Source organism: Aquisalimonas sp. 2447 (genome assembly GCF_012044895.1).
GTDB lineage: Bacteria > Pseudomonadota > Gammaproteobacteria > Nitrococcales > Aquisalimonadaceae > Aquisalimonas.
Genome location: NZ_CP050695.1, coordinates 510,075 through 534,353, shown reverse-complemented (window position 1 = coordinate 534,353; position 24,279 = coordinate 510,075). Strand labels below are relative to the sequence as shown.

Below are 24,279 nucleotides of genomic sequence, written 5' to 3'. Positions count from 1 at the left end.
TTGGGGTTGCGCGAAGTTCGCTGTTACGGCTGATATGAGGGCGAACCGGGGCTGGCACAACCACACGCACCACCGGTAAAGTGTCAGCATGCAGACTTGGATCATGACCCACGACAGCTGCCTCCGGCACGACACCGGCCCGGGGCACCCGGAGTCGGCACAGCGACTGGAGACCGTGCTGGCACGCCTGCGTGAGCCGCAGTTCGCCGACCTGCACTGGGAGGAAGCTCCCCGGGCCAGCCGCGACGACCTGATCCGCGTCCACGATGCGGCCTATGTGGACCAGACCCTGGATGCCGTCCCGGCCCAGGGCAGCCGTCACCTGGATGGCGACACCATCGTCTGCCCCGACTCCGGCGAAGCCGCCCTGCGAGCTGCAGGCGGCGTGTGCGCCGCTGTGGACGCCGTCCTTGCCGGCAAGACCAAGCGCGTGTTCTGCGCCGTACGCCCTCCCGGCCACCACGCCGAACCGGATCAGGCCATGGGGTTCTGCCTGTTCAACAACGTCGCCGTTGCCGCAGCATACGCCCGGGCGGTGCACCATCTGGAGCGGGTGGCGGTGGTGGATTTCGACGTTCACCACGGCAACGGCACCCAGACCATGTTCGCCGGCAAGCGCGGCCTGTACTATGCGTCCACCCACGAACACCCGCTGTTCCCGGGTACCGGCCGCGGCCCCATCGCCGGGGCACCCAACATCCTCAACGTACCCCTGCCGGCCATGACCGGCTCCGCGGAGTTCAGGGACGCGTTCCGGGAGCACGTCATCCCGGGTCTGCGGGCCTTCGGCCCGGAACTCACGTTTATCTCCGCCGGCTTCGATGCCCATTACGCCGATCCGCTGGCCAACATGGAGCTCACCGAGGAGGATCTGGTCTGGGCCACCAGGGAGATCGCCGCGGTGGCGGATCGCTTCGGCCACGGCTGGCTGATTTCCACCCTGGAAGGCGGCTACAACCTTCGCGCCCTCGGCACCTGTGTGGCAGCCCACGTCCAGGCCCTGGGCGAGACCGACTGACCGCCTTTTCGGGCTTGACGTACCCCCCTGCACCGTGTCTCCCGACCGGACTTATGCACACCGAAGCCATTGCTGCCATGCAACACATCGGCAATCTGCTCATGGCGCCTGGTCACGGCGAAGAAAAAACATAAGCCACTGATAGTAAGGCACAACCTGAAAATGACGAAAAAATGACCTGACCCGCACGAACCCGTTGGGCACGGGCCTGCCGCCGGCGTTTTCACGCGTCATCCACAATGTTATCCACAGGTTCTGTGGACACCCGGGAATACCCTTGCCTCACCAGCCGCTTACACAATATTCCCGGAAATCCTGTGAACTGTTGGACGTACTCATCGTCATGGAAGTCGCTGTCAGGGAGGGCTTGCCGACGTCCGCGGAAGGCGGGCGGACGCTTACTGGTTCCACACCACGTTGAGGTCATCCAGGTCGATCCAGCCCAGGGGAGCCATGCCAAACATCCTGCCGCCGGGAAGGCAGGGGTAAATCCGGTGACAGGCGGCGAGGGTGAACCCGGAGACGTTCTCGGTGCCCGTGAACACCTGGCTGGCCCGCATCCAGGGTGAAGCGAATCGCGGCGAGAAATCCATCCGCTGCACCAGCCCCGTGGCGTCGGCGTAGAGCACCTGATCGGCACGCAGCACCGGGATGTCCGCGGGATAGGCGATCATCAGAGGGTGGAGCCTGCCCTCAGGCGTGTCCACCGGGGGAAGCTCTTCGACCCGACAGCCCTCACGCGCCAGAGTGAACGGCAGGCACACGGTCTGCCAGAGGATGTTCGCGGTGTAGTACAGCACGTCCAGGTCGTCCCACCAGAGCCAGTGGGACGGCGACCGGAGGGTTGCTCCCGGCGCACTGCGATCCGCCACGATACGGCCGTCATCGGCCTCGATACGGGCACGGTTGGGCTCGCACACCGCCGTCTGGCCGGGATAAGGCCAGTCCGCCATGGTGACGGCGGGCCACGCCGTGCGCGCGGTGATCTCCACATCACGCAGCGGGTTGGCCTGCAGCCGGGAGGCAAAACCCACGCCGCCCATGGACACCCGCGCCATGACGGCGTGTGCGTCCCGCCAGCGCTGGGCGCCGCCGTGGGCTTCCAGTATCCGCTCCAGCTGTTCCATGCTCTACCCCGACCTTCCGGTTGCCTGTCAGACCATCACCGCAGCCTCACGCCCGGTGCGCACCAGCCAGATAGGCGTGGGACTGCATCTCCTGGAGCCGGCTCAACGTGCGTTCGAACTCGAAGCGCAGCCGCTGCCCCTGATAGAGCTTCTCCGGCGGCGCTTCGGCCGCGAGGATCAGCTTGACCCCATGATCGTAGAATTCATCCACCAGTGCGATAAAGCGGCGGGCCTGATTTTCACGGCTGGCATCCAGTACCGGCACATTGCCGATGAGCACGCTGTGGAAGGTGCGTGCCAGCTCGATGTAGTCCGCCTGGCCCCGCGGCCCATCACAGATGGCGGCGAAATCGAACCAGACCACGTCGTCGGCCAGTCCGCGGCAACGGATACTGCGCCCTTCCACGGTGATGGTGGTATGGAACTCGGGCCGCTCGGGTGCCAGATGCACGAACTCCTCGTTCAACACCTGATCGGCGGCCTCATCCAGGGGCCAGTGGTACAGTTCCGCCTGCTCCAGGAATCGCAGCCGGTAGTCGGTGTCACCATCCAGTTGCATCACCCGTGTATGCGCTTCCACCAGGTCGATGGCCGGCAGGAACCGTTCCCGCTGCAAGCCGCCCTTGTACAGTTCCTGCGGCGGGATGTTCGACGTCGCCACCAGGGTAACGCCCTCGTCGAAAAGCCCGCGCAGAAGCCCGGCCAGCAGCATCGCATCGGTGATGTCCGCGACGAAGAACTCGTCGAAACACAGCACCCGGGTCTCGGCGGCGAACTCGCGGGCAATGATTGCCAGCGGGTCCTGGACATCCTCGAGATCCCGCAACCGGTGGTGGACCATCTGCATGAAGCGGTGGAAATGCAGCCGCTTCTTCTCGGCAAACGGCAGACTGTCGTGGAAGATGTCCACCAGATAGGTCTTGCCACGACCCACTCCGCCCCAGAGGTACAGGCCGGTCACCGCCGGCCACCGGGGCTCCTGCCGCCGGCGCAGCCCCAGGCGCTGCAGAAGCCCCGGTGATGACGGCGCGCGCGGCGGTGTCGCCACCAGCCGCTCGTGCAGGTCCTGCAGCGCGGCCACGGCCTTCTCCTGTGCCGGGTCGCGGACGAAATCCGGGTGGCCGAGGTCGGCCTCGTAACGCTGGCGTGGAGTCATGGTGCTGCCTTTGCCGCAGACGAAGCCCGCTAGTATGCCGAGGAGCCGGAGTCAGAAAAACTCTCCCGCGTTCCTACCAGAGCCACGGCGCAGGTTCAATTGCCCCGTTCCGGTTTCGGCGCTGCTACAATGCCGGGCTGCACGTGGACCAACAGAGAGAGAAACGGAGATGGCGGACAACAGGCGAAGCAAGGCGGTCACCGAGGGCTTCAAGCGCGCACCCAACCGCGCCATGCTGCGGGCGGTGGGTTTCAAGGACGACGACTTCAACAAGCCCATCGTCGGCGTGGGCAACGCCCACAGCACCATCACGCCCTGCAACATCGGCATCGGCGCCCTGGCGCAGCGTGCCGACGATGCCCTGCGCGCCGCCGGCGCCATGCCCCAGCAGTTCGGCACCATCACCATCTCCGACGGCATCTCCATGGGCACCGAGGGCATGAAGTACTCGCTGGTCTCCCGCGAGGTCATTGCCGACTCCATCGAGACGGTCGTTCAGGGCCAGAGCATGGACGGCATCCTGGCCACGGGCGGCTGCGACAAGAACATGCCCGGCGCCATGATCGCCCTGGCCCGCATCAATGTGCCGGGGATTTTCGTCTATGGCGGCACCATCAAGCCCGGCAACTACAAGGGCGAAGACCTCACCATCGTCAGCGTGTTCGAGGCGGTGGGGCAGTACTCCGCCGGCAACCTCAGCGACGAGGACCTAGCTGGCGTTGAGAAGAACGCCTGCCCGGGTGCCGGGTCCTGCGGCGGCATGTTCACCGCCAACACCATGTCCAGCGCCTTCGAGGCCATGGGCATGAGCCTCATGGGCTCCTCCACCCAGTCCGCCGAGGACAAGGAGAAGGGCGACTCGGCCGCGCGCTCCGCCGAGGTGCTGCTGGAGGCCATCAAGGCCGACCGCAGGCCACGGGAGATCATGACCCGCGAGGCGTTCGAGAACGCGTTCACCGTAACCATGGCGCTGGGCGGCTCCACCAATGCGGTGCTGCATCTGCTGGCGATTGCCAACGCCGCGGAGGTGGACTTCTCCATCGACGATGTCGAGGCGATCCGCCGCAAGGTGCCCGTGCTCTGCGACCTCAAGCCCTCCGGCACCTACGTGACCAGCCAGTTCCACGCCGTGGGCGGCACGCCGGTGGTGATGAAGATGCTGCTGGAGGCGGGCCTGATCCACGGCGACTGCCTGACCATCACCGGCCAGACCGTCGCCGAGACCCTGGCGGAGATCCGCGCCACGGCGCCGGCGGACCAGGACATCATCCGCTCCCTGGAAGAGCCGCTGTACCGGCAGGGTCACCTGGCCGTGCTCAAGGGCAACCTGGCCGAGGAAGGCGGGGTGGCCAAGATCACCGGGCTGAAGAAAACCTCCATCACCGGCCCCGCCCGGGTGTTCGACTCCGAGGAGGAGAGCATGGACGCCATCGTCAACAACGAGATCAAGGCCGGCGACGTGCTGGTGATCCGTTACGAAGGGCCCAAGGGCGGCCCCGGCATGCGGGAGATGCTCTCCCCCACCTCGGCCATTATCGGCGCCGGTCTCGGTGACGACGTGGGCCTGATCACCGACGGCCGCTTCTCCGGCGGCACCTACGGCATGGTGGTGGGCCACGTTGCACCGGAGGCCTACGTGGGCGGCACTATCGGGCTTGTGGAGGAAGGCGACAGCATCACCATCGACGCCGACAGGAACCTGCTGCAGCTCAACGTCTCCGAGGAAGAGCTGGCGGAACGGCGCAAGCGCTGGACCAAACCGGAACCACGCTACCGCCGCGGGGTACTGGCCAAGTACGCCAAGCTGGTCTCCTCCGCCAGCTTCGGCGCGGTGACCGACCGGGATCTGGATCTCTAGTTTTCGGTCCCGACCACGGACGTAGGCGTAGGGTGGACCTTCAGGTCCACCACGGGGCTTCCGTCGAGCCGCCCGTGGAGGAGGCTCGGAATGGCGGACGTCGGGTAGGCCGGCCGGTTACCCGGCCGGCCCCCACAGATCCACTCGTGCGGGTTTCCCGCAAGTGGCTCCTCGTGTGAGTGGCTTCGCTACGTGGCGCAGATCCTGGCCCGGGCGAGCGGGTAACACTCCAGGAACCGGGAGAACTCCGACCACGGGATCGCCGCCTTCTGCGAGCGCCGCGACAGCCATCGGTGCCAGGAGCGCATCGCCTGGGAGCGGACCTGGTCGATCGCTGCAAAGTTACCACGCACGCCGAAGTAGGCGTAGTGGCCCCGGAGTCTGCGGTTCAGGGCTTGCCACTGCTCAACCACGGGGTGATGCCGCATCACACAGCACCAACGATCGATTGCATGCATGGCCCGGCGCAGCCGATCCCGCGCCGTCTTGCGCTTGACCACCCAGCGCCCTCGCCTCGACCGCCCCCAGTAGTGGGTGAAGCCGAGAAAATCGAAGGTCTCCGGGTGCGGTCCTCCGCCCGATCCGGGCCGGTCGAACCGCACAACCCGGGTCTTCCGGGTGGAGTTCCAGTCCGTAGCGCGCAAAACGCTTGGGCAGCACCTCCATCACCCGCCGGGCATCGCTCTCGCAGGCGAACACCAGCAGCGCATCGTCGGCAAAACGCACCAGGTGCGCCTCACCGCGCAACCGGGGCCGGACACTGTCCTCGAACCACGTATCCAGCACCTCGTGGAGGAAAATGTTGGCGAGCATCGGCGAGATCACCCCGCCCTGCGGGGTGCCCCGCCCGGGCTGGCGCCACTGCCCTTCCTCCAGCACGCCGGCGTTCAACCATTTGCCGATCAACCGAACCAGCACGCCGTCACGTACCCGCCGACGCAGCACCTCCCGCAACAGACCATGGTCGACCCGGTCAAAGAACTTGCGCACGTCAAGATCAATCACCCAGCCACCGCCCATCGCCATCAACGGCCGCCAGACCGCCTGCAGCGCCTGGTGCGCCGAGCGTCCCGGCGGAAGCCGTACGAGCCCTCGTGGAACTCCGGCTCGTAGACCGCCTCCAGCACCATCGCCACCGCCCGCTGGAGCACCTTGTCCTCAAACGTCGGAATGCCGAGCGCTCGGCGCTCGCTCCCGTCACCCTTGGGGATCGAGGTGCCCCGCACCGGCGGCGCCCGGTACGCCCCGGACTTCGCCCGCTCCAGCAGCGAGCTCAGGTTCGCCTCAAGCTCCTCGCCGTAGGCGGCACCCGTGCGACCATCAACGCCCGGCGCCCCGTCCTTGCGCGTGCGTCGATACGCCTCACGCAACCACGCCTCGTCAATGTGATGGGCCAACGTCAAAAGCGGCCTGTCCGGAAGACGCCGCGCCAGATCCGCTATCTGTTGGCATCGCGTTGAGATGAGATCAGAGTCCAATGCCTCCGCCATCGGTCCCTCCAACAGCTCCACTCACACGGTCTCCCCTTCCCCTTCACCGGGTCCGCTGGGGCGCGTTCCCCGGCTGCTCCGGTACTATGGGAGACTCCGACTGCCTGCCGCCCGTCTGGCACCGCTCTGGCTGTCCTCGCAGCACCATACCGCCGCAGCGCCCTCAGCCTTCGCTCCAGCAGCAGGAGGACGCTCCCACCACTGGCCCGGACTGCGGATCAGCGGTCGCCCGCACCGTCTACTTCTTAGGCGGAGACGACAGGCCCTCCCAGGTTCCTGGGGGACCCCAATGTGCCCATGCCCCGCTCTCGGACCCCGGCGGGCACACCACACCAGGCCTCTACAGTGCAGCGTTACTGCCTTCCGGTCTTCAGACACCGTCGGCACCCACAATGTCGCGGATTTCGGGGCTCAATCACGCAGCCTGGACACTCGCTGTCTACGCTTCACCACAGCAGTTACCCACTGCAGCGCAAGACTCGCTTCCGGCTGGTGGCCAACCTCTACCGGGCGGGCTCAACGGCCCGCTGGGTCCCTCTCGCAATTTCATGGCCGCCTCCATGCCACCAATCCCAAGCGACCAGGCTTCGCCTGGCGCTCCTGAAGATCCGCCCTACGCCGTTCTGCGCCGTTCTGCAGGATGCTGGAATGGCCAGAATGGCCTTTCCGGCTCGCCTCGCCGCGGCCAGCACTCACCGCCCCGCCATTGTCTGCAGTTTCCGATAACCGGTCTCCGTGAGCAGCACCACGTTCACCGTCGCCGGGTAGATCAGCCCCGCCTCCCGCCAGGCCCGGATCTGCTCCGGGGCAGCGTCCGCGGCCAGATAGAGAAAATCCTGCCCCTCCTGCAGGGCGTCGCAGCGCTTGAACAGGCGAAACGTGGTGCCCTTGGGCACGCCGTTGAGCTGGTCGAGCTGGCGCAGGCTGAGGGTGTTGTGGCCCTGGTAGGTGATGAACTGCACGCGTGGACCTCCGGGATTCGTAGGGTGGACCTTCAGGTCCACCACCGCGGACATTCATACGGGGCCGGGGCCTGCGCGGCCCTGAGGGCGGCGGACCTGAAGGTCCGCCCTACACCTGCCAACCCGGGCGGTTCAATCCGGGTTGATTGCATCAATCGCTGTCGGTGTAGTGCTCCTGCAGGGCGCGCTTGTCCACCTTGCCGGCGCCGGTCACCGGCAGGGTGTCGACGAACTCGATGCGCCGCGGCACCTTGTAGCGGGCCAGGCGCTCCTTGAGCCAGGCCCGCAGGCTGCCGGCCTGCAGCTCCGCCCCGGCCGCCGGCACCACGGCGGCGCAGCCGATCTCGCCCCAGGTGCGGTCCGGCAGACCGAACACGGCGGCATCGCTGATCTCCGTGTGGGTGTGGAGGACGTTCTCGATCTCCGCGGGATAGACGTTCTCGCCGCCGGAGATGTACATGTCCTTGAGCCGGCCGACGATGGTGTAGGCGCCGTCGGCGTCGAAGCGCGCCAGATCGCCGGTGTGCAGCCAGCCCTCGGGGTCGATGGCCTCGGCGGTGGCGTCGGGCCGGTTCCAGTAGCCGGGCGTGCGATGCGGGCCGCGGATGAGCAGCTCGCCGGTGGTCCCGGGCGCGGTCACCGTTTCCCCCGTCGCGGTATCCCGCAGCGCCACTTCCACATGGAACAGCGGATAGCCCACCGCCCCCGGCTTGTCGCGAACCTGTTCCGGCGGCAACCAGAACGTATTGGGTCCGGCCTCGGTCAAGCCGTAGCCGGTCTTGAAATCCACGCCGCGCTGCCAGAAGCGCTCGAATACCGGCAGCGGGCACGGGGCGCCGCCGCTGATCACCAGCTTGAGGCGGGAGAAGTCCGCCTCCTCCCAGCGGGCGTGTTCCTGCAGCATGGAGAACATGGTGGGCACTCCGAAGAACAGGCTCACCTGGTCGCCGGCGATCAGGTCGAACACCTGGTTGGCATCGAAGCCGGCGCAGACAATGCTGCAGCCGCCGGTGTGCACCAGCGGCGTGGTGAAGACGTTGAGCGCGCCGGTGTGGAACAGCGGCGCATTGAGAATGGCGGTGTCCTCGGGACCGAGCCCCCAGCTGGAGACGGTGTTGATCGCATTCCAGGAGATGTTGCCGTGGCTCAGGATTGCCCCCTTGGGCAGGCCGGTGGTCCCCCCGGTGTAGCAGATGACCCATGGATCGTCGTGATCCAGCGCCGGCATCGCGGGTGTAACCGCCGACTCGTCCTCGCGGGCAGCCAGGCGGGCATCGCCCCCCAGCGGCTCACCCTCCAGCGCCACCCATTCGCGAATGCTTGCACAGGCGTCCGTCTCGCGCAGACGCTCCACCGTGGCGCGGAAGTCCGGCCCGTAGAACAGCACCGCCGGCGCGGCGTCCCGGATCAGGGCACCGAGCTCGTCCTCCGCCAGGCGCCAGTTCAGGTTCTGCAGGACGGTGCCGGTCTTGTTGCAGGCGAACAGCAGGTCCAGGTAGGCCACGCAGTTGCCCGCCAGCACCGCCACCCGCTCGCCCGGGATCAGCCCCAGTCGGCCGGAGAGGTAGCGCGCAGTGCGGTTGGCGGCGACATTCCAGGCGGCGTAGCTGATCCGCTCGCCACTGGCGGCGTCGATCAGCGCGGTCCGGGCGGGGCTCAGACGGGCACGGCGGTCCAGCCAGTCCACTGCGGCAGGCATGGCATTCTCCCTGTTGGTACTGGCCTTTCAGGTCAGTATCGGACGTCGTCGTATCAGCCGAGCCAGGCGCGCGCGTTGCGGAACATGCGCATCCACGGCCCGTATTCACCCCACTCCGTCGGATGCCAGCTGTGCTGCACGGTACGAAAGACGCGTTCCGGATGAGGCATCATAATGGTGACACGACCGTCATGTGTGGTCACGCCGGTAATGCCGTCCGGCGAGCCGTTGGGGTTGGCGGGATAGCGCTCGGCCGGCCTGCCCCGGGCGTCGGTGTAACGCATGCTGACCAGGTCGGCGGAGGCAAGTTTGCGGGGTCCGCGGTCGCCGGAGAATGCGGCCCGGCCCTCGCCGTGGGCCACGGCGATGGGCATGCGCGAGCCTTCCATGCCGCGCAGGAACAGGGACGGTGATTCCACCACTTCCACCTGGGCCAACCGTGCTTCGAACTGCTCCGAGCGGTTGCCCACGAAATCCGGCCAAAGTTCGGCGCCCGGAATCAGCTCACGCAGGGTGGCAAGCATCTGGCAGCCGTTGCACACGCCCAGGGCGAAGGCGTCACTGCGGCGGAAGAAGGTGCCGAACTGCTCCCGCAGCACCGGATTGAACAGCACGGTCTTGGCCCAGCCGCCACCGGCGCCAAGCACGTCGCCGTAGGAAAAGCCACCACAGGCGACCAGCCCTTGCACATCACTCAGGGACATCCGGCCGTGTAGCAGGTCGGTCATGTGCACGTCCACCGCCTCGAACCCGGCCAGGTGGAAGGCAGCGGCCATTTCCATGTGGCCGTTGACGCCCTGCTCCCGCAGAATCGCCACCCGTGGCCGTGCGCCGGCGGCGATCATGGGCGCGGCCACGTCCTCGGCGGGATCGAAGCTGAGGGCGGCGTGCAGGCCCATATCGCCCTGATCCAGCAAGGCATCGTACTCCTCGTCGGCGCAGCCGGGATTGTCGCGCAACGCCTGCATGCGCCAGGTGGTCTCCTGCCACAACCGTTGCAGATCCGTGCGGGCGCGGTCGAGCACGGTGTCGTTGCCCAGGCGGACCATCAACCGGTCGTCGTCGTTGGGCGCACCTATGACATGCACGCAGCCCCCCAGCCCTGCCGCATCCAGGCGGGCAGTGACGGACTCCAGGCACTGGCTCGCTACCTGCACCACCGCCCCGGGTTCCTCGGCGAACAACGCCGCCAGCGGCTCCCCCTGCGGAAGGTCGATGGTCACGCCCATGCGGCCGGCGAACACCATCTCCGCCAGGGTCGCCAGCAGACCGCCGTCGCTGCGGTCGTGGTAGGCCAGCAGCAGTCCGTCCCGGTTCAGGGTCTGGATGGTCTGGAAGAAGGCGCGCAGGTCCTCGGCGCGGTCCAGGTCCGCGGGCGCGTCGCCCAGGCCGCTGCAGACCTGGGCCAGAGCCGAGGCACCCAGGCGGTTGCGGCCGCGACCCAGATCGATCAGCAGCAGCCGGGTATCGCCGGCGTCACCGCGGAGTTCCGGGGTCAGAGTGCGGCGGGCGTCATCAACGGTGGCGAAGGCAGAGACCACCAGGGACAGGGGTGCGGTGACGCTGCGCTCCTGGCCGTCCTGCTGCCAGACCGTCTTCATGGACATGGAATCCTTGCCCACGGGAATGGCAATACCCAGCGCCGGACACAGCTCCATGCCCACCGTCCGGACGGTGTCGTAGAGGCGGGCGTCCTCACCGGAATGGCCGGCGGGGGCCATCCAGTTGGCGGACAGGTTCACGCGGGTGATGTCGCCCACGTCGGCGGCGGCCAGGTTGGTGAGCGCTTCGGCCACGGCCATGCGGCCGGAGGCCGGGGCATTCAGCAGTGCCGCCGGGGTACGCTCACCCAGGGCCATGGCCTCGCCGGTGTGGCCGGTATAGTCGTCCAGGGTAACGGCGACGTCGGCGACCGGGGTCTGCCAGGGGCCGACCATCTGATCCCGGGCCACCAGGCCCGTCACGGTGCGGTCACCGATGGTAATCAGGAAGTGTTTGGCGGCCACCGTGGGCAGGCGCAGCACGCGCTCCACGGCCTCGTCGACACTGACTCCCTCCAGCCCCAGCGGTGCGCTCTGCGGCTGCACCCGGATGACATCGCGGTGCATCTTCGGTGGTTTGCCGAAGAGCAGATCCATGGGGATGTGCACGGCGTCCCCACCCAGGGTGGCGTCGGTGAGCAGCAACTGCCGATCCGCGGTGGCATCGCCGATGACGGCGAACGGGCAGCGCTCGCGTTCGCAGATGCGGCGGAAGTCCTCCAGAGCCTCCGGCGCGATGGCGAGCACGTAGCGCTCCTGCGCCTCGTTGCTCCAGATCTCCATGGGGGACATGCCGGGATCGTCGTTGGGCACTTCGCGCAATTCCAGGCGCCCGCCGCGGTCACTGTCCTCGAGTATCTCCGGCACGGCATTGGACAGCCCGCCGGCGCCCACGTCATGGATGGACAGCACAGGGTTGGCACTACCCAGCCGCCAGCAGGCGTCGATCACCTCCTGCGCGCGGCGCTGCATCTCCGGGTTGCTGCGCTGCACGGAGGCGAAATCCAGCTCGGCGTCGCTGGCGCCGCTGCTCACCGATGAGGCGGCACCGCCACCCAGGCCGATAAGCATCGCCGGCCCGCCGAGCACGATGACCCGGGCCCGGTCAGCCACCTCGCGCTTGTGCACGTGGGCATCCCGCACGGCGCCCATGCCGCCGGCCAGCATGATGGGCTTGTGGTAACCGCGGACTTCGTCACCGGCGCCGCCGGGCACACGCTGTTCGAAGGTGCGGAAGTAGCCAGCAAGATTCGGGCGACCGAACTCGTTGTTATAGGAGGCGGCACCGATGGGGCCGTCCAGCATGATCGCCAGCGGCGAGGCGATACGGCCGGGCCGGCCGATGTCGTCCTGCTCCCAGGCCTGCAGTGCACCGGGGATGCGCAGGTTGGACACGGCGAAGCCGGCAAGCCCCGCCTTGGGCCGCGCACCCAGGCCGGTGGCGCCTTCGTCGCGGATCTCGCCGCCGGCACCGGTGGCCGCTCCGGGAAATGGTGCAATGGCGGTGGGATGATTATGGGTTTCCACCTTCATCACCAGATGCGATGCCTCGGTGTGCGGCCGGTAGACCTGGTCCACCGGATCGGCGAAGAAGCGTTCCACCTCCGGCCCCTGGGCCACCGCCGCATTGTCGCTGTAGGCGGACAGCACCCCGTCCGGGCGCTGCTCATAGGTATTGCGGATCATGTCGAAAAGCGAACGGGCCTGCGGCTCGCCGTCGATGGTCCAGTCGGCACGGAAGATCTTGTGGCGGCAGTGTTCGGAGTTCGCCTGGGCGAACATCATCAGCTCCACATCGGAGGGATTGCGCCCGAGTTCACGGTAGCGCGCCACCAGGTAGTCGATCTCATCGTCCGCCAGCGCAAACCCCATGGCGTCGTTGGCCGCCACCAGGGCCTCACGCCCGCCGTCCAGCAGATCCACGTGGCGCAACGGCCGTGGCGACTGCTCCTGGAACAGCGACGAGCCGGCGTCGTCGCCGTCGAGCACCGCCTCGGTCATGCGGTCGTGGAGCAGAGGCTTGATGGCCGTCAGCGCCGCCGCATCCAGGGAACTCTTGCCGCAGCGGATGCGATAGACCACGCCGCGCTCGATCCGGCGCACCCGGCGGAGACCGCAGTTGTGCGCAATATCCGTGGCCTTGGTGGACCACGGTGAAATCGTGCCGGGACGCGGAACCACCAGTACCGCGTCGCCGGTCTCGTCCATCTCGGGATCCGCACCGTCCAGCAGCAGCTCCTTCAGGGTGGCCAGGTCGTCGGGGTCGGGATCCTGGTGGACCTGCACGAAGTAGATGTGGTGGGCGCTCACTGCGGTGACCGCGGGCGCGGCATCGCGAAGGCGTTGCAGCAGCTTGTCGTGGCGGAACGAGGAGAGGGCGGGGTGTCCTTTTAGACGCAGCATGGTGTTCGCTTTTCAGCCGTGGGCAATGACGTCGGGCCGCCCCGGGGCGGCCCGACAACGCCGATTCACCGACAGCACCGGTGCCGGTGAATCAGCGCAACTGATCGTCTATGAGGGTCAGCAGGCGCTCTGCCAGGCGGTCGGGCACGCGTTCGCCATCCTCGTCACGTACCGTAACTGCTGTTCCGTCATCGGCGGACCCGACAATGATGGCGTAGTTGCCCGGCTCGAGTTCCGGCTCACGTTCCCGCCAGAAAGCCAGGCGCCCGAAGAAACCGGGACCCTCGGTATCATCATCCGCGGTGGGATCGTAACGGACCAGGAACCGCCCCTGGGCACGGTTACGATCCTCGACGGTAAAGGCCGCGCGATCCACCGCCAAACCAACCCGCTGCCAGGTCTGCAGATAACCCTCGCTCACCAGCAGACGCGGCTCACCATCCTCGGTGGTATCCAGACGCGCCAGGCGCTGCTCACGCTGGGCAATCTGCTGGGCCGCGAACTCCTCCTCGGCCCCCAGATGCAGCATGAAACCGCGCAACAGTTCCGCTTCCAGGCCACGATCGGCCGGCCGCGGGGCCCAGCCGTCGTCGCCGCTAGCCACCACCCGCCGATGACTGACAAACACCTCGGTCCGTTGCGGATCGTCGGTGGGCTCCACACGCAGCAGATACTGCTCCGCCATGGGCGCCATCTCCGGCTCCCGCTCCAGCGCCAGCAGAGCGCCGCCCGCCGGCCCCAGCGGCCGCGGTAGCCAGTTGGTCTCGATGATGCCCTTGTCACGATCGGTGCGGGCCACGGGGACGCCCTCGGCCTCGAGCCACGCCTCGAGCCCCTGCCACACGCGGTCCGGTTCCGCCTGCACCTGCAGCCAGCGCTCGGCGCCCTGACCGCGCATGCGCATGCCCAGCGGCTCCGGCGCAGTACCGCGCTCGGCGCGTTCACGCTCACGTCGCTCTTCGCCGCTCAGCGACGCGGCGCCCCGCCCTCCACGCCCCTCGGGGATCTGGCCGATGCGTTCGGCGGACAGATCCGGCGGCACCGTCAGGCGCTCGCCACGTTCGGGCTCCTGCGCACCGCGGCCGCCACAGGCGGCAAGCAGCACCGCAAGGACAACCACCAGGGCAAAGGGCGCAGTACGCTTCAGACCAGCCGGCTCAAGCATGGATTACTGGACCCCCGCGAGCTTCATGGCCTGTCGGACCGTCTCGTGGTGGGCATCGGACAACGGCGTCAGCGGCAGCCGCAGAGTGGGGCCCATCAGGCCCATCTCGCTCACGGCCCACTTCACCGGAATCGGACTGGTCTCCACGAACAGGGCCTTGTGCAGGGCCGCCAGCCGTGCATCCAGCTCTTCCGCCTTCTCCAGGTCGCCCTCGATGGCGGCGATGCACATGTCGTGCATGAGCCGCGGGGCAACGTTGGCGCTCACGGAGATGCACCCCTTACCGCCGGCGAGGATGATCTCGCGCGCATTGCCATCATCACCGCTGTAGACGTCGAGCCGGTCACCGCAACGTTCCAGGATCTCCCGTGGGCGCTGGATGGTGCCGTGGGCCTCCTTCACCGCCACGATGTTGGGAATGTCGGCCAGGCGCTCAACTGTCTCCGGAAGCATGTCACAGGCGGTACGGCCCGGCACGTTGTACAGGATCTGGGGGATCGGGACAGCCTCTGCCACGGCACTAAAGTGCCGAAACAGCCCTTCCTGGGTGGGCTTGTTGTAGTACGGCGTGATCAGCAACGCCGCATCACAGCCGGCTTCCATGGCACAGCGCGTGAGCTTGATTGCCTCCCAGGTGGAGTTGGCACCGCTGCCGCCAATCACGGCGATCCGCTCCCGGGCCATCTCCACTGTCCGTCGCATGAGATAGCAGTGCTCTTCGTAATCGAGCGTTGCCGCCTCGCCGGTGGTGCCAACCGCAACGATGGCATCGGTGCCGTTGTCGACGTGGAAATCCACCAGCCGCTGCAGAGACGCCTCGTCCACCGAGCCGTCCTCGTGCATGGGTGTCACCATCGCGACCATGCTGCCACGGAACATCGTCATATCCCCCGCAAAACTGGACTCCGCATAGTACTTCTGCCGGCACGGGCAAACAAGGGATCTCCATGCCTTCGCCCCGTCCGGTGGCACGGATCCCGACCCTCGCCGTGATACACTCCGTGCCCTATCGCATGGAGCGGCAACGCGGCCGTCCCATGCACGTCAGGACAACCCGGAGCGAACGACAGTTCCTCCGCGCGGCGCGTGTTCAGTCAGGGGGAAGCGGCATGCAGAACTACCTCGTCATCACGGCACTCGGGGAAGACCGCCCCGGGATCATCAACCGGCTCTCCGGGGCCATCGCCGACGCCGGCTGCAACGTGGTGGACAGCCGCATGACAGTCCTCGGCGGCGAATTCGCCGTGATGCAGATGATCGACGGACGCTGGGATGCCCTGGCGCGGCTTGAGGACGCGCTGCCGGGGCTTGGTGATGAACTGGGTCTGCACATTCACTGGAAGCGGACCCGGGAGCAGGAACGCAGCCGCAATCTGCTGCCCTACAGCGTCGAGGTGGTGGCCATGGACCACCCCGGCATCGTCCACCAGCTGGCCCAGTTCTTCTCCGGACGCGGCATCAATATCCGCGACCTCAGTACCACGCGCTATCCCGCGGCTCACACCGGCACTCCGATGTTCGCCGTGAACATGCTTCTGGAGGTGCCCGGGGAAACCCAGATCGCGGTACTGCGGGAAGAGTTCCTCGATTTCTGTGACCAGATGAACCTGGACGCCGTGTTCGAACCGGTCAAGCACTGAAGGCAATTGAGCGACCGGGAGCGGCACTGGTGGGCCGATCAGCGCTGCTCGAGCCCCGGCTGCTGGTCTTCATGCCCGAGGGCGGCGGCGCCTGAGTCGCCCGCGGACGCATCCCCCCCCGCATCCGTGGACGGCCAGGCCTTGAGAATGGCCTGGATCACCGTCGCCAGCGGAATGGCAAAGAAGATTCCCCAGAACCCCCAGACTCCGCCGAAGAACAGGATGGCGACAATGATCGCCACCGGGTGAAGGTTGACCACTTCGGAAAACAGGATCGGCACCAGCACGTTGCCATCCAGCGCCTGGATGATGGCATAGGCGATCATGACCCAGGCGAACTCCGGCCCGAAGCCGAACTGGAAGTAGGCGATCAGGCCCACGGGAACTGTCACCACCGCTGCACCGATGTAGGGGATGATGACCGACAGGCCCACGGTGAGGGACAGCAGCATGGCAAAGGAGAGACCCAGCAGCGAAAAGGTGATGTAGGTCACCGCCCAGACGATGAGAATCTCCAGGAACTTGCCGCGGACGTAGTTGCCGATCTGGGCATCCACGTCGTGCCAGACCGTGGCAAGGAGATCGCGATCCCGCGGCAGGTACTGGGTGACCCAGTTCACCAGCGCCCTCTTGTCCTTGAGGAAGAAGAACACCAGGAAGGGGAGCAGTACCAGATAGACCAGCATGGTAATGACCACCACCACCGACTGGAACGAGAACTGGGTGAGCACCCGCTGGCCCCAGTCCAGGGCTTCGCGACGGATGGCGAAGATCATGTCGGAGATCTGCTGCTCGGAGAACAGCTGCGGGTACTGCGACGGCAACTGCATCAGCAATGACTGGCTGGTGCTCAGGATCTTGGGCAGCTCGTCCACCAACTGCGTGATCTGATTGACGAGCACCGGAATCAACGCGAAGAACACCAGCAGCAGTCCGGCGAAGAACAGCACGAACACCAGGGTTACGGCGAGCAGACGGGGCAGCCCCCAGTACTCCAGCTTGCGCACGATCCCCTCGAGCAGGTACGCCACCACCAGACTCGCCAGCACCGGCGCCAGAATGTTACCCAGGAAGATGATCCCGGCGAGCCCGGCCAGCAGCACCACAGCCAGGCCAATGACCTGCGGGTTGTCGAAGTGGCGACGAAACCAGTCGCGAATCAACTGCATCAATGACTCCGGAGCCTGCCGGTCAAAGCGACGAATCGAGGCATGATAGCGCGTCCACGCAACCGCAGGAAACGCGGAACGGCTTTTGCCGACGCTGGTCCAAGCAAGCACAATGACCACGACGGCCCGGACGCAGCCCGCACCGGCGCGGTCCGTGGCATCGGAGGGGAGCGGGAACAGCCCGTGAAACGTACCATCATGATCATCATTGCGCTGGTGCTCGGCACCGTGGCGGGCGGGACGGCCCCGGTCGCCGACGAGCGCGTGCGCCTTCCCGATCTGGGCGATCCGGCCAGCCGCACGTTGTCGTTGCCGGAAGAGCGTCGGCTGGGACAGCAGCTGATTCGCGAGGTGCGGCTCCGGGTGCCCATGAGCGACGACCCGGAACTCCGCCACTACATAGAGGATCTGGGACAACGGCTGGTCTCCCGGGCCGACACACCGGACATGGCGTACACGTTCTTCGTCGTGGACAGCCCGACGGTGAACGCCTTTGCCATGCCCGGCGGGTATATTGGCATCAATCGCGGCCTTATCGAGCGCACCCGCTCGGAGAGCGAACTGGCGGCGGTGATGGCCCACGAGATCGCTCACGTGTCACAGCGCCATATCGCCCGCCGGCTGGATGACTCCCGGGGCGGCGGACTACAAACCCTTGGCATCGTCCTGGCAGCCATCCTGATGGGCACCCAGGACGCCGATCTTGGCGGCGCCGCAGCCATTGGCGGCATGGCGGGGTCCATCCAGCAGCAGCTGAACTACAGTCGCGCCCACGAACGCGAAGCCGACAACATCGGCATCCGCATCCTTGCCGATGCCGGCCTTGATCCCGAAGGCATGCCCCGCTTCTTCGAACGGCTGGCGGAAGCAACCCAGCACCAGCAACGCCCGCCGGAGTACCTGAGCACGCACCCGGTCACCGAGTCACGCATCGCAGAATCCCTTGGCAGGGCCCGCAGTCTGAGCAATGGCAGCCCGGATGAAAGCATCACCTTCGGTCTCATGAGGGCGAAAATGCTGATGGCGCGAGCTAACGACCCCGAGGCCGCAATCCGGCACTTCGAGGCGGAAATGGATGACGACGACATGGAAAGCGATCGCAGCGCCGCGGCCCGCTTCGGACTGGCACTGGCCCGACTGGAGGATGGCGAGGCAGAGCAGGCGGTGCAGGACATCGAGGCGCTGATGGAGGACCGCGGTGAGCATCCGAGCTTCTTCATTGCGCTGGCACGGGCCCAGCACGCTGCCGGAGCCCCGGAGCAAGCGCTGGAGACGCTGACCCTGGGGCTGGAACTCTACCCCGGGCAGTACCCACTGGTGATACACACCGCCCGGCAGCAGCTGCGACTGGAGCAAGCGGCAGAGGCCCGGGAGCTGGTACGGCGGCACATCCAGCGGCACGGCGGCGACGGCGCCCTGCACCGGCTGCACGCGGAGGCCGCCAGCGAGGCGGGCATGCAATACGAGAGCATGCTGGCCATGGGGGAACATTACTACTACCAGGGCAACCTGCGTCTCGCCCTGGATCAGCTGGACCGCGTTGCCAACGCCTCGGAAGCGGAGATTCAACAGCGCTCGCGGGCGGTATCCCGCCGCCAGGCGATCCAGCAGGAGATGGAGCGGCAGCGGCGTTAGCGTATTCCCCGGGCCACCGCATCCGGTATCCTGCTCGTCGTCATCGCAACTGCTGGCGAGTCGGATATGGAATGGGACACGGGCAACCTCGGTGACGCGGGCGGGGCCGTTCGGGCCTGGGCTGCGTCGCTGGAGCCCCTTGCGCAGGAGCTACGCCGGACGGAAGCCGGCTCCAGCGAACGCGAGACCGCCGTTGACCGCGTCATCGAACAGATGCGCGGTGCGATTCGCGGCCTGGACGCCGCCGGGGACATTCCCGCCGTCGGCGTTGGCGGTGCGGGGCAATGGCTGCGCGGCGCGGCGCCATTGCTGGCCGGCTGGCCGCATCTCGGCGCCCCGCTGCAGGCGCTCGAACTGGCGTTCGCGCGCCTGGCCAGTGCCACCAAAGCCGCGTCCGGAGAACTGGAACAGGTGGTGGAGCTGGCCGGCGCCCACTGGCGCGGACGCGCCCTGACCATGCCGGCTGAGTCCATTGATGCCTGGTGGCTTGCGGAGCAGTGGTCCCTTGCCATGGAGGAAGCCTGGGATCAGCGCCTTGAGACCGCTGCCCACGGCGAGGCGCTTCGTGAACTCCAGCAGACCCGGGAAGAGTTTCGGCAGGCGGCAGCGTCGGTGCTCGACACGGCGGCGGCGGCGCTCGGACTTCCCGGCCCCGGTGCCGTCGCGGCACTGGAGGCCGCTGTCGATCGGCTTGATCGCGATCACGACCGGGATACGGATGCCCTCCGCGCCGAGGTCGACGAGCTTCGCGAAGAAGTACGACAACTACGCCGGGACGGCAACCACAGTGACTGAACCACACCGCCCCTCCCCCGACGCCACCGGCGGCGGTCCGGCCCTGCCGCAGCAGCCGGTGTCCGTCGCACCCCGGGAGGAGATCGCCGGGCGCTCTCCCTGGCGGCTGTATCGCTATACGGAGTCGTCCGCCGACGGGCCGCCGGTGTGCATCGTCTATTCCCTGATCAATCGGCCTACGCTGCTGGACCTGGACGCCCGGCACAGCATGGTGCGGCGTCTGATCGAACAGGGACGCGACGTCTATCTGTTGTGCTGGGACGACCCCGCCCCCTGGCAACGGCTGCTGGGCCTGGCGGACTATGCCCTGCGGTTCCCGCGGCAGGCGCTGGATGCGCTGTGTCGATACCGGGGCGTCGACAACGTGGACGTGCTCGGGATCTGTCAGGGTGGGTTGCTGGCACTGATCCACGCCACCGTGTTCCCGGCACGCATCCGCCGCCTGGTGCTACTGGCAACGCCGGTGGACACACAACGCGGCGAACACCGCCTGGGGCGGCTACTGCGCGCGGCAGCCCCAGTGAGTCAGTCCCGCAACGTGTCGGGGACGGAACTCGCGGCTGCTTTTGCGAGCCTGCGACTGACGGACCTCGCCGTACGGCGTTATCGACCGGGTGCGGACACCCCCGAGGAAGCCAGGCAACGCTGGCAGCGGATGGAGGCGTGGATGTATGACTGCCCGGACCAGCCTGCCCGGCTGGTACAGGAGACCGTGCACTGGCTGTACCGGGAGAACCGCCTTGCCAGGGGGGTGCTGGACCTGGGCGGGCACCGCGTGAGGCTTGACGCATTGCGTACTCCGGTGCTCAACGTCGCGGCATACAGAGACCACCTGGTACCCGCCGAGTCGGCGCTGGCACTGCAGGAGTGGTTGCCGGCCGGCGTTGTGACATCGCGATTGGAACCCGGGGGGCACCTGGGCCTGTTTGTCAGTCGGCGGTCCCAGCGGACACTGGCACCGGCCATCGGCAGTTGGCTGGACACCAGCGGCGAGGTCGCCTCGTGGTGATGCCCGGGAACGTCACTTGTGCCTGGCCGGACACACTGTTGCGACGCAGCAACAAAAATGCTTGCCATGTGTCTCGGCATGACTACAATGCAGTCATTAGGAAGCTGTCTTGATCCGCACGGGCAGCGGCCAAAAAAAAGCCCCCTCGGGTGAGGGGGCATAAAGGGCGACTTGGGAGTCGCCTGGAGGAGAAGCAGACCGGTCAGAGAACCGGGTAATCCATGCTGGTTAAGCGCTCCGGTCTCGCTGGTGAGACCTGACAACCACAAAGCCAACTAAATCAAGAACAAGAAGGGCGCAAATATCGGGGAGCTTCTGTGCTCCCGTTTTTTTGCTTTCCCTATGTTGCTCTGCAGCATTTTATCCAAGACCAACCTGTCTGTCAACACTTGCCGTAAAATTTCCTGCATTCTTACCTACCAGTAAGGAGTACAACTCTGTCTGTAGTAAGTTTCAGGGGTCCGGGCAAAAAAAAGCCCCCTCGGGTGAGGGGGCATAAAGGGCGACTTGGGAGTCGCCTGGAGGAGAAGCGGACCGGCTTCGCGAACCGGCGAATTCATACGGGCCAGCACCCGCTAAAGACCTTGCTGGCGAACGGCGCGCCCCAAGTGGCGCGCCGCCATGTTGCACCGCACTAACTTATCCCGACAGACCCTTGGCGTCAAGCACTTTGCCGCCGGCTGCCGCCCTGTCCACGAAGCTCAGAAGCTGGTGAACAGGGCGCCATTAACGGGAATGTTGGCGCCGTTGATGTACTCGGACTCGTCCGCCGCCAGGAACGCCACGACGCGCGCGATCTCGTCCGGACGACCCATGCGTCCCGCGGGCACCTGGGCCAGGATCTGCTCCTTGACCTCGTCGGGGATGGCGGCGGTCATGGACGTGTTGATGTAACCGGGGGACACGGTATTGGCGGTAATCCCCTTGCGGGCCCCTTCCTTGGCCAGCGCCATGGTGAAACCGTGCAGCCCGGCCTTGGCTGCCGAGTAGTTGGTCTGTCCAAACTGGCCTGTCTGCCCGTTCACCGACGAGATGTTGATGATGCGGCCGAAACCGCGGCTGCGCATGTTATCGATGAGGTTGCGCGTGACATTGAAGGCGCTGGTCAGGTTGACGTTGATGACGGCATCCCAGGCGTCCTTCTCCATCTTGTGGATAAAGGCATCCCGGGTAATGCCGGCCAGGTTCACCAGCACATCCACCGGCCCGTACTCGCCCTCGACCTTTTCCGCCATGGCACCGCAGGCATTGAAATCGGACACGTCGCACTCGACCCAATTGACCTGGTGCCCTTCCGCCTGCAGTTCTTCCTGCCAGCCGAGAATGTCTTCCTTGTCGGCGTTCACACAGGTACTGACCACGGTATACCCGAGCGCCGACAGGTATTTGCAGACCTCGGTACCAATACCACCGTTACCGCCGGTGACAAGCGCAACTCGATTCGTCATGGGTGCCTCTCTTCGGTTGTTCCGCCGGGATCTCCGGCACATGACTGGGCCCCGCCAGGGGGCAATAACGCCGGAACGCCGCCACGGGAATCCGTGACGTTGTGCATCGCGTCATAACCTGAAATCGAGGATAGGGACAGGTGGATCACCTGTCAACTTTGAAGATGACGACTGGATCACATTCCAGGCATGCCCCCACATCGGTCTCAACCGCACCTGGGGCAGCACTGCCACCCCAGCCTGGCCACAGGTTCGCGGGGGATCGCGTTGCGGAAAGCTATTCTCGGGAGCGCGACGGCCCCTTGCGGCCACCGGTGCGAGCGCTGCTTTCCATACCGGCACCTCTGGGTGAGTCGCGGGTGGAGTCATCGCGCCGTTGACCGGCACTGTCCTCGTCCTGGCCTTTCACGCCGCTCATGCGCCGCCAAACGGCGAGATTGCGTTCAGCGATCTGGGTGAGCATGGTCATGGGGTTGGAGTCCATGAAATCGCGGGTCTGCTCGCGGAACGCCCGCTGCTGCTCGGCCCACATGTCCATGCTCTTTTCCAGGTAATCGGTGAGCAGGTTCTGCATGTTGCCGCCGTAGGAGCGGATGATCTGCGCCAGCAGTTCACTGCTGAAGATGGGCTCGCCGCCCTCTTCCTCCTCGCTGATGATCTGCAGAAGAATGGTCCGGGTCAGGTCATCCCGGCTCTTGGCGTCGACAACCTGGAAGTCGACGCCGTCCAGCACCAGCCGCTTGACGTCGGCCAGCGTGATGTAGCTGCTGATGGCCGTGTCGTACAGGCGGCGATTGGGGTATTTCTTGATGATGCGAACGTCATCGTTGCTCATACTAACCAGTTCCTTGCACGAGGCCGCGGGGCAGCCCCCGCGGCCATGGCTGGGTTCAGCGGGACACGGCGAGCGCGACCCCCTGACCACCGCCGATGCACAAGGTGGCAAGACCCTTGCTGACATCGCGGCGCTTCATCTCGTGCAACAAGGTTACCAGCACTCGGCACCCCGACGCACCGATGGGATGCCCCAGAGCGATGGCACCGCCGTTGACATTGACCCGGTCCATGTCCCACTTGAGTTCACGGCTGACCGCCAATGCCTGGGCGGCAAAGGCCTCGTTGGCCTCCACCAGGTCCAGGTCGCCGACGTCCCAGCCCGCCCGTTTTAGGCAGCGCTGCGTCGCAGGTACCGGCCCGGACCCCATGATGGCCGGGTCGACACCGGCACTGGCGTATGCACTGATGCGCGCCAGCGGCTCCAGCCCCAACTCCTTGGCCTTGCTCGCCGACATCACCAGCACCACCGCGGCACCATCGTTGATGCCGGAGGCGTTGCCGGCGGTCACCGTCCCCTCCTTGGCGAAGGCCGCACGCAGCTTGCTCAGACTTTCGGCGGTGGTCCCGGCCTTGGGGTGCTCGTCGGTGTCCACCTTGACCGGATCTCCCTTGCGCTGGGGCACCTCCATGGGAATGATCTGCTCGCGGAAGTGACCGGCCTCCATGGCAGCCACCGCCCGTTGCTGGGACTGCGCCGCGAACTCGTCCTGCTCCTGGCGGGAGATGCTGTACTTTTCCGCCAGATTCTCCGCAGTGACGCCCATGTGGTACTGATTGAAGGCGTCCCACAGGCCATCACGGATCATGGTGTCGTCGAGCTTCCAGTCACCCATGCGCTGGCCGTTGCGGGAGTTCGGCAGCACGTGAGCCGACTGGCTCATGCTCTCCTGGCCACCGGCAACGATGATTTCCGCATCCCCCAGGGCAATGGCCTGGGCGGCCATGGACACCGCCTTGAGCCCGCTGCCGCAGACCTTGTTGATGGTCATCGCCGGAACGCGATCCGGGATGCCCGCATGAATGGAAGACTGCCGCGCCGGGTTCTGGCCAGCGCCGGCGGTGAGCACCTGCCCGAGGATGACCTCGTCGACCTGCTCCGGCGAAACCCCCGCGCGCTCCAGCGTGCCCCGGATCACCTGGGTACCCAGCTGCACCGCTGTCAGGCTCGACAACGAGCCGCCAAAGCCGCCGACGGCACTCCGGTGTGCCGCTACAATGACCGCCTCTTCCATACTCACCTCCAGGACTCTGTGTTGTCAGGACCAATGCGTCGCATGGTCACCGGATTGTGCGCGCCAGGCCGGAGGGCGACAACCCGTCAGGGCGT

Annotated in this window: 20 protein-coding genes; 6 read left to right on the top strand and 14 right to left on the bottom strand. The window is 66.4% G+C overall.

What is annotated here, in order from left to right; all coding sequences use genetic code 11:
- The first annotated feature begins 88 nt into the window (after window positions 1–88).
- Window positions 89–1,018, top strand: a complete 930-nt coding sequence (locus KU884_RS02430; RefSeq protein ID WP_167781129.1) for a histone deacetylase family protein — start codon at window positions 89–91, stop codon at window positions 1,016–1,018.
- Between the two features lie 398 nt (window positions 1,019–1,416).
- On the opposite strand, the gene KU884_RS02425 is transcribed toward KU884_RS02430, so the two are convergent.
- Both KU884_RS02425 and zapE read right to left on the bottom strand, forming a co-directional pair.
- Window positions 1,417–2,145: a hypothetical protein gene (locus tag KU884_RS02425; RefSeq protein WP_167781128.1), complete on the bottom strand. Its 729-nt coding sequence runs from the start codon at window positions 2,143–2,145 to the stop codon at window positions 1,417–1,419.
- Window positions 2,146–2,191: 46 nt separating this feature from the next.
- Window positions 2,192–3,301, bottom strand: coding sequence for a cell division protein ZapE (zapE, locus tag KU884_RS02420; RefSeq protein WP_167781127.1), 1,110 nt, complete (start codon window positions 3,299–3,301; stop codon window positions 2,192–2,194).
- A gap of 169 nt (window positions 3,302–3,470) precedes the next feature.
- Between zapE and ilvD the strand changes: the two genes are divergently transcribed.
- Window positions 3,471–5,159 carry a dihydroxy-acid dehydratase gene (ilvD, locus tag KU884_RS02415; protein WP_167781126.1) on the top strand — a complete coding sequence of 563 codons (1,689 nt, stop codon included), beginning with the start codon at window positions 3,471–3,473 and terminating at the stop codon, window positions 5,157–5,159.
- A gap of 188 nt (window positions 5,160–5,347) precedes the next feature.
- Here ilvD and KU884_RS18845 read toward each other — a convergent pair whose 3' ends face one another.
- The 8 genes from KU884_RS18845 to dapA all read right to left on the bottom strand — a co-directional run bounded on the left by KU884_RS18845 (window position 5,348) and on the right by dapA (window position 15,298).
- Window positions 5,348–5,587 carry a hypothetical protein gene (locus tag KU884_RS18845; RefSeq protein WP_217351354.1) on the bottom strand — a complete coding sequence of 80 codons (240 nt, stop codon included), beginning with the start codon at window positions 5,585–5,587 and terminating at the stop codon, window positions 5,348–5,350.
- Window positions 5,565–6,188, bottom strand: coding sequence for a reverse transcriptase domain-containing protein (locus tag KU884_RS02410; RefSeq protein ID WP_254432151.1), 624 nt, complete (start codon window positions 6,186–6,188; stop codon window positions 5,565–5,567). The genes KU884_RS18845 and KU884_RS02410 overlap by 23 nt, the downstream gene beginning before the upstream one ends.
- Complete coding sequence (locus KU884_RS02405; protein WP_217351363.1) at window positions 6,185–6,556, bottom strand: hypothetical protein; 372 nt, start codon at window positions 6,554–6,556, stop codon at window positions 6,185–6,187. The genes KU884_RS02410 and KU884_RS02405 overlap by 4 nt, the downstream gene beginning before the upstream one ends.
- Before the next feature lie 785 nt (window positions 6,557–7,341).
- Window positions 7,342–7,611, bottom strand: coding sequence for a hypothetical protein (locus tag KU884_RS02400; protein ID WP_174813705.1), 270 nt, complete (start codon window positions 7,609–7,611; stop codon window positions 7,342–7,344).
- A 151-nt stretch (window positions 7,612–7,762) separates the two neighbouring features.
- Window positions 7,763–9,310, bottom strand: coding sequence for a long-chain fatty acid--CoA ligase (locus tag KU884_RS02395; RefSeq protein ID WP_167781125.1), 1,548 nt, complete (start codon window positions 9,308–9,310; stop codon window positions 7,763–7,765).
- Window positions 9,311–9,363: 53 nt separating this feature from the next.
- Window positions 9,364–13,254, bottom strand: coding sequence for a phosphoribosylformylglycinamidine synthase (gene purL / locus KU884_RS02390; RefSeq protein ID WP_167781124.1), 3,891 nt, complete (start codon window positions 13,252–13,254; stop codon window positions 9,364–9,366).
- Between the two features lie 91 nt (window positions 13,255–13,345).
- Window positions 13,346–14,419 carry an outer membrane protein assembly factor BamC gene (bamC, locus tag KU884_RS02385; RefSeq protein ID WP_167781123.1) on the bottom strand — a complete coding sequence of 358 codons (1,074 nt, stop codon included), beginning with the start codon at window positions 14,417–14,419 and terminating at the stop codon, window positions 13,346–13,348.
- Window positions 14,420–14,422: 3 nt separating this feature from the next.
- The gene (gene dapA / locus KU884_RS02380) at window positions 14,423–15,298 is read right to left on the bottom strand and encodes a 4-hydroxy-tetrahydrodipicolinate synthase (protein WP_167781122.1); all 876 of its coding nucleotides are present in this window, start codon (window positions 15,296–15,298) and stop codon (window positions 14,423–14,425) included.
- A gap of 230 nt (window positions 15,299–15,528) precedes the next feature.
- On the opposite strand from dapA, the gene KU884_RS02375 reads away from it, so the two are divergent.
- Window positions 15,529–16,059, top strand: a complete 531-nt coding sequence (locus KU884_RS02375) for a glycine cleavage system protein R (protein WP_167781121.1) — start codon at window positions 15,529–15,531, stop codon at window positions 16,057–16,059.
- Window positions 16,060–16,097: 38 nt separating this feature from the next.
- Here the strand turns inward: KU884_RS02375 and KU884_RS02370 are convergent, their stop codons facing one another.
- Window positions 16,098–17,228: an AI-2E family transporter gene (locus tag KU884_RS02370; RefSeq protein WP_167781120.1), complete on the bottom strand. Its 1,131-nt coding sequence runs from the start codon at window positions 17,226–17,228 to the stop codon at window positions 16,098–16,100.
- Window positions 17,229–17,411: 183 nt separating this feature from the next.
- On the opposite strand from KU884_RS02370, the gene KU884_RS02365 reads away from it, so the two are divergent.
- The 3 genes from KU884_RS02365 to KU884_RS02355 all read left to right on the top strand — a co-directional run bounded on the left by KU884_RS02365 (window position 17,412) and on the right by KU884_RS02355 (window position 20,667).
- Window positions 17,412–18,863 carry a M48 family metalloprotease gene (locus KU884_RS02365; RefSeq protein WP_167781119.1) on the top strand — a complete coding sequence of 484 codons (1,452 nt, stop codon included), beginning with the start codon at window positions 17,412–17,414 and terminating at the stop codon, window positions 18,861–18,863.
- Between the two features lie 66 nt (window positions 18,864–18,929).
- Entirely contained in the window at window positions 18,930–19,658 is a 729-nt protein-coding gene (locus tag KU884_RS02360) for a hypothetical protein (protein WP_167781118.1), read from the top strand.
- Entirely contained in the window at window positions 19,651–20,667 is a 1,017-nt protein-coding gene (locus tag KU884_RS02355) for an alpha/beta fold hydrolase (RefSeq protein WP_167781117.1), read from the top strand. The genes KU884_RS02360 and KU884_RS02355 overlap by 8 nt, the downstream gene beginning before the upstream one ends.
- Before the next feature lie 701 nt (window positions 20,668–21,368).
- Here the strand turns inward: KU884_RS02355 and phbB are convergent.
- From phbB to KU884_RS02340, 3 genes are all read right to left on the bottom strand, one after another.
- Window positions 21,369–22,115, bottom strand: coding sequence for an acetoacetyl-CoA reductase (gene phbB / locus KU884_RS02350; protein WP_167781116.1), 747 nt, complete (start codon window positions 22,113–22,115; stop codon window positions 21,369–21,371).
- 277 nt (window positions 22,116–22,392) lie between these two features.
- Window positions 22,393–22,950 carry a polyhydroxyalkanoate synthesis repressor PhaR gene (gene phaR, locus KU884_RS02345; protein WP_167781115.1) on the bottom strand — a complete coding sequence of 186 codons (558 nt, stop codon included), beginning with the start codon at window positions 22,948–22,950 and terminating at the stop codon, window positions 22,393–22,395.
- Window positions 22,951–23,005: 55 nt separating this feature from the next.
- A complete protein-coding gene (locus tag KU884_RS02340) occupies window positions 23,006–24,184 on the bottom strand; it encodes an acetyl-CoA C-acetyltransferase (RefSeq protein WP_167781114.1) in 1,179 nt (392 codons plus the stop codon).
- Window positions 24,185–24,279: the final 95 nt, after the last annotated feature.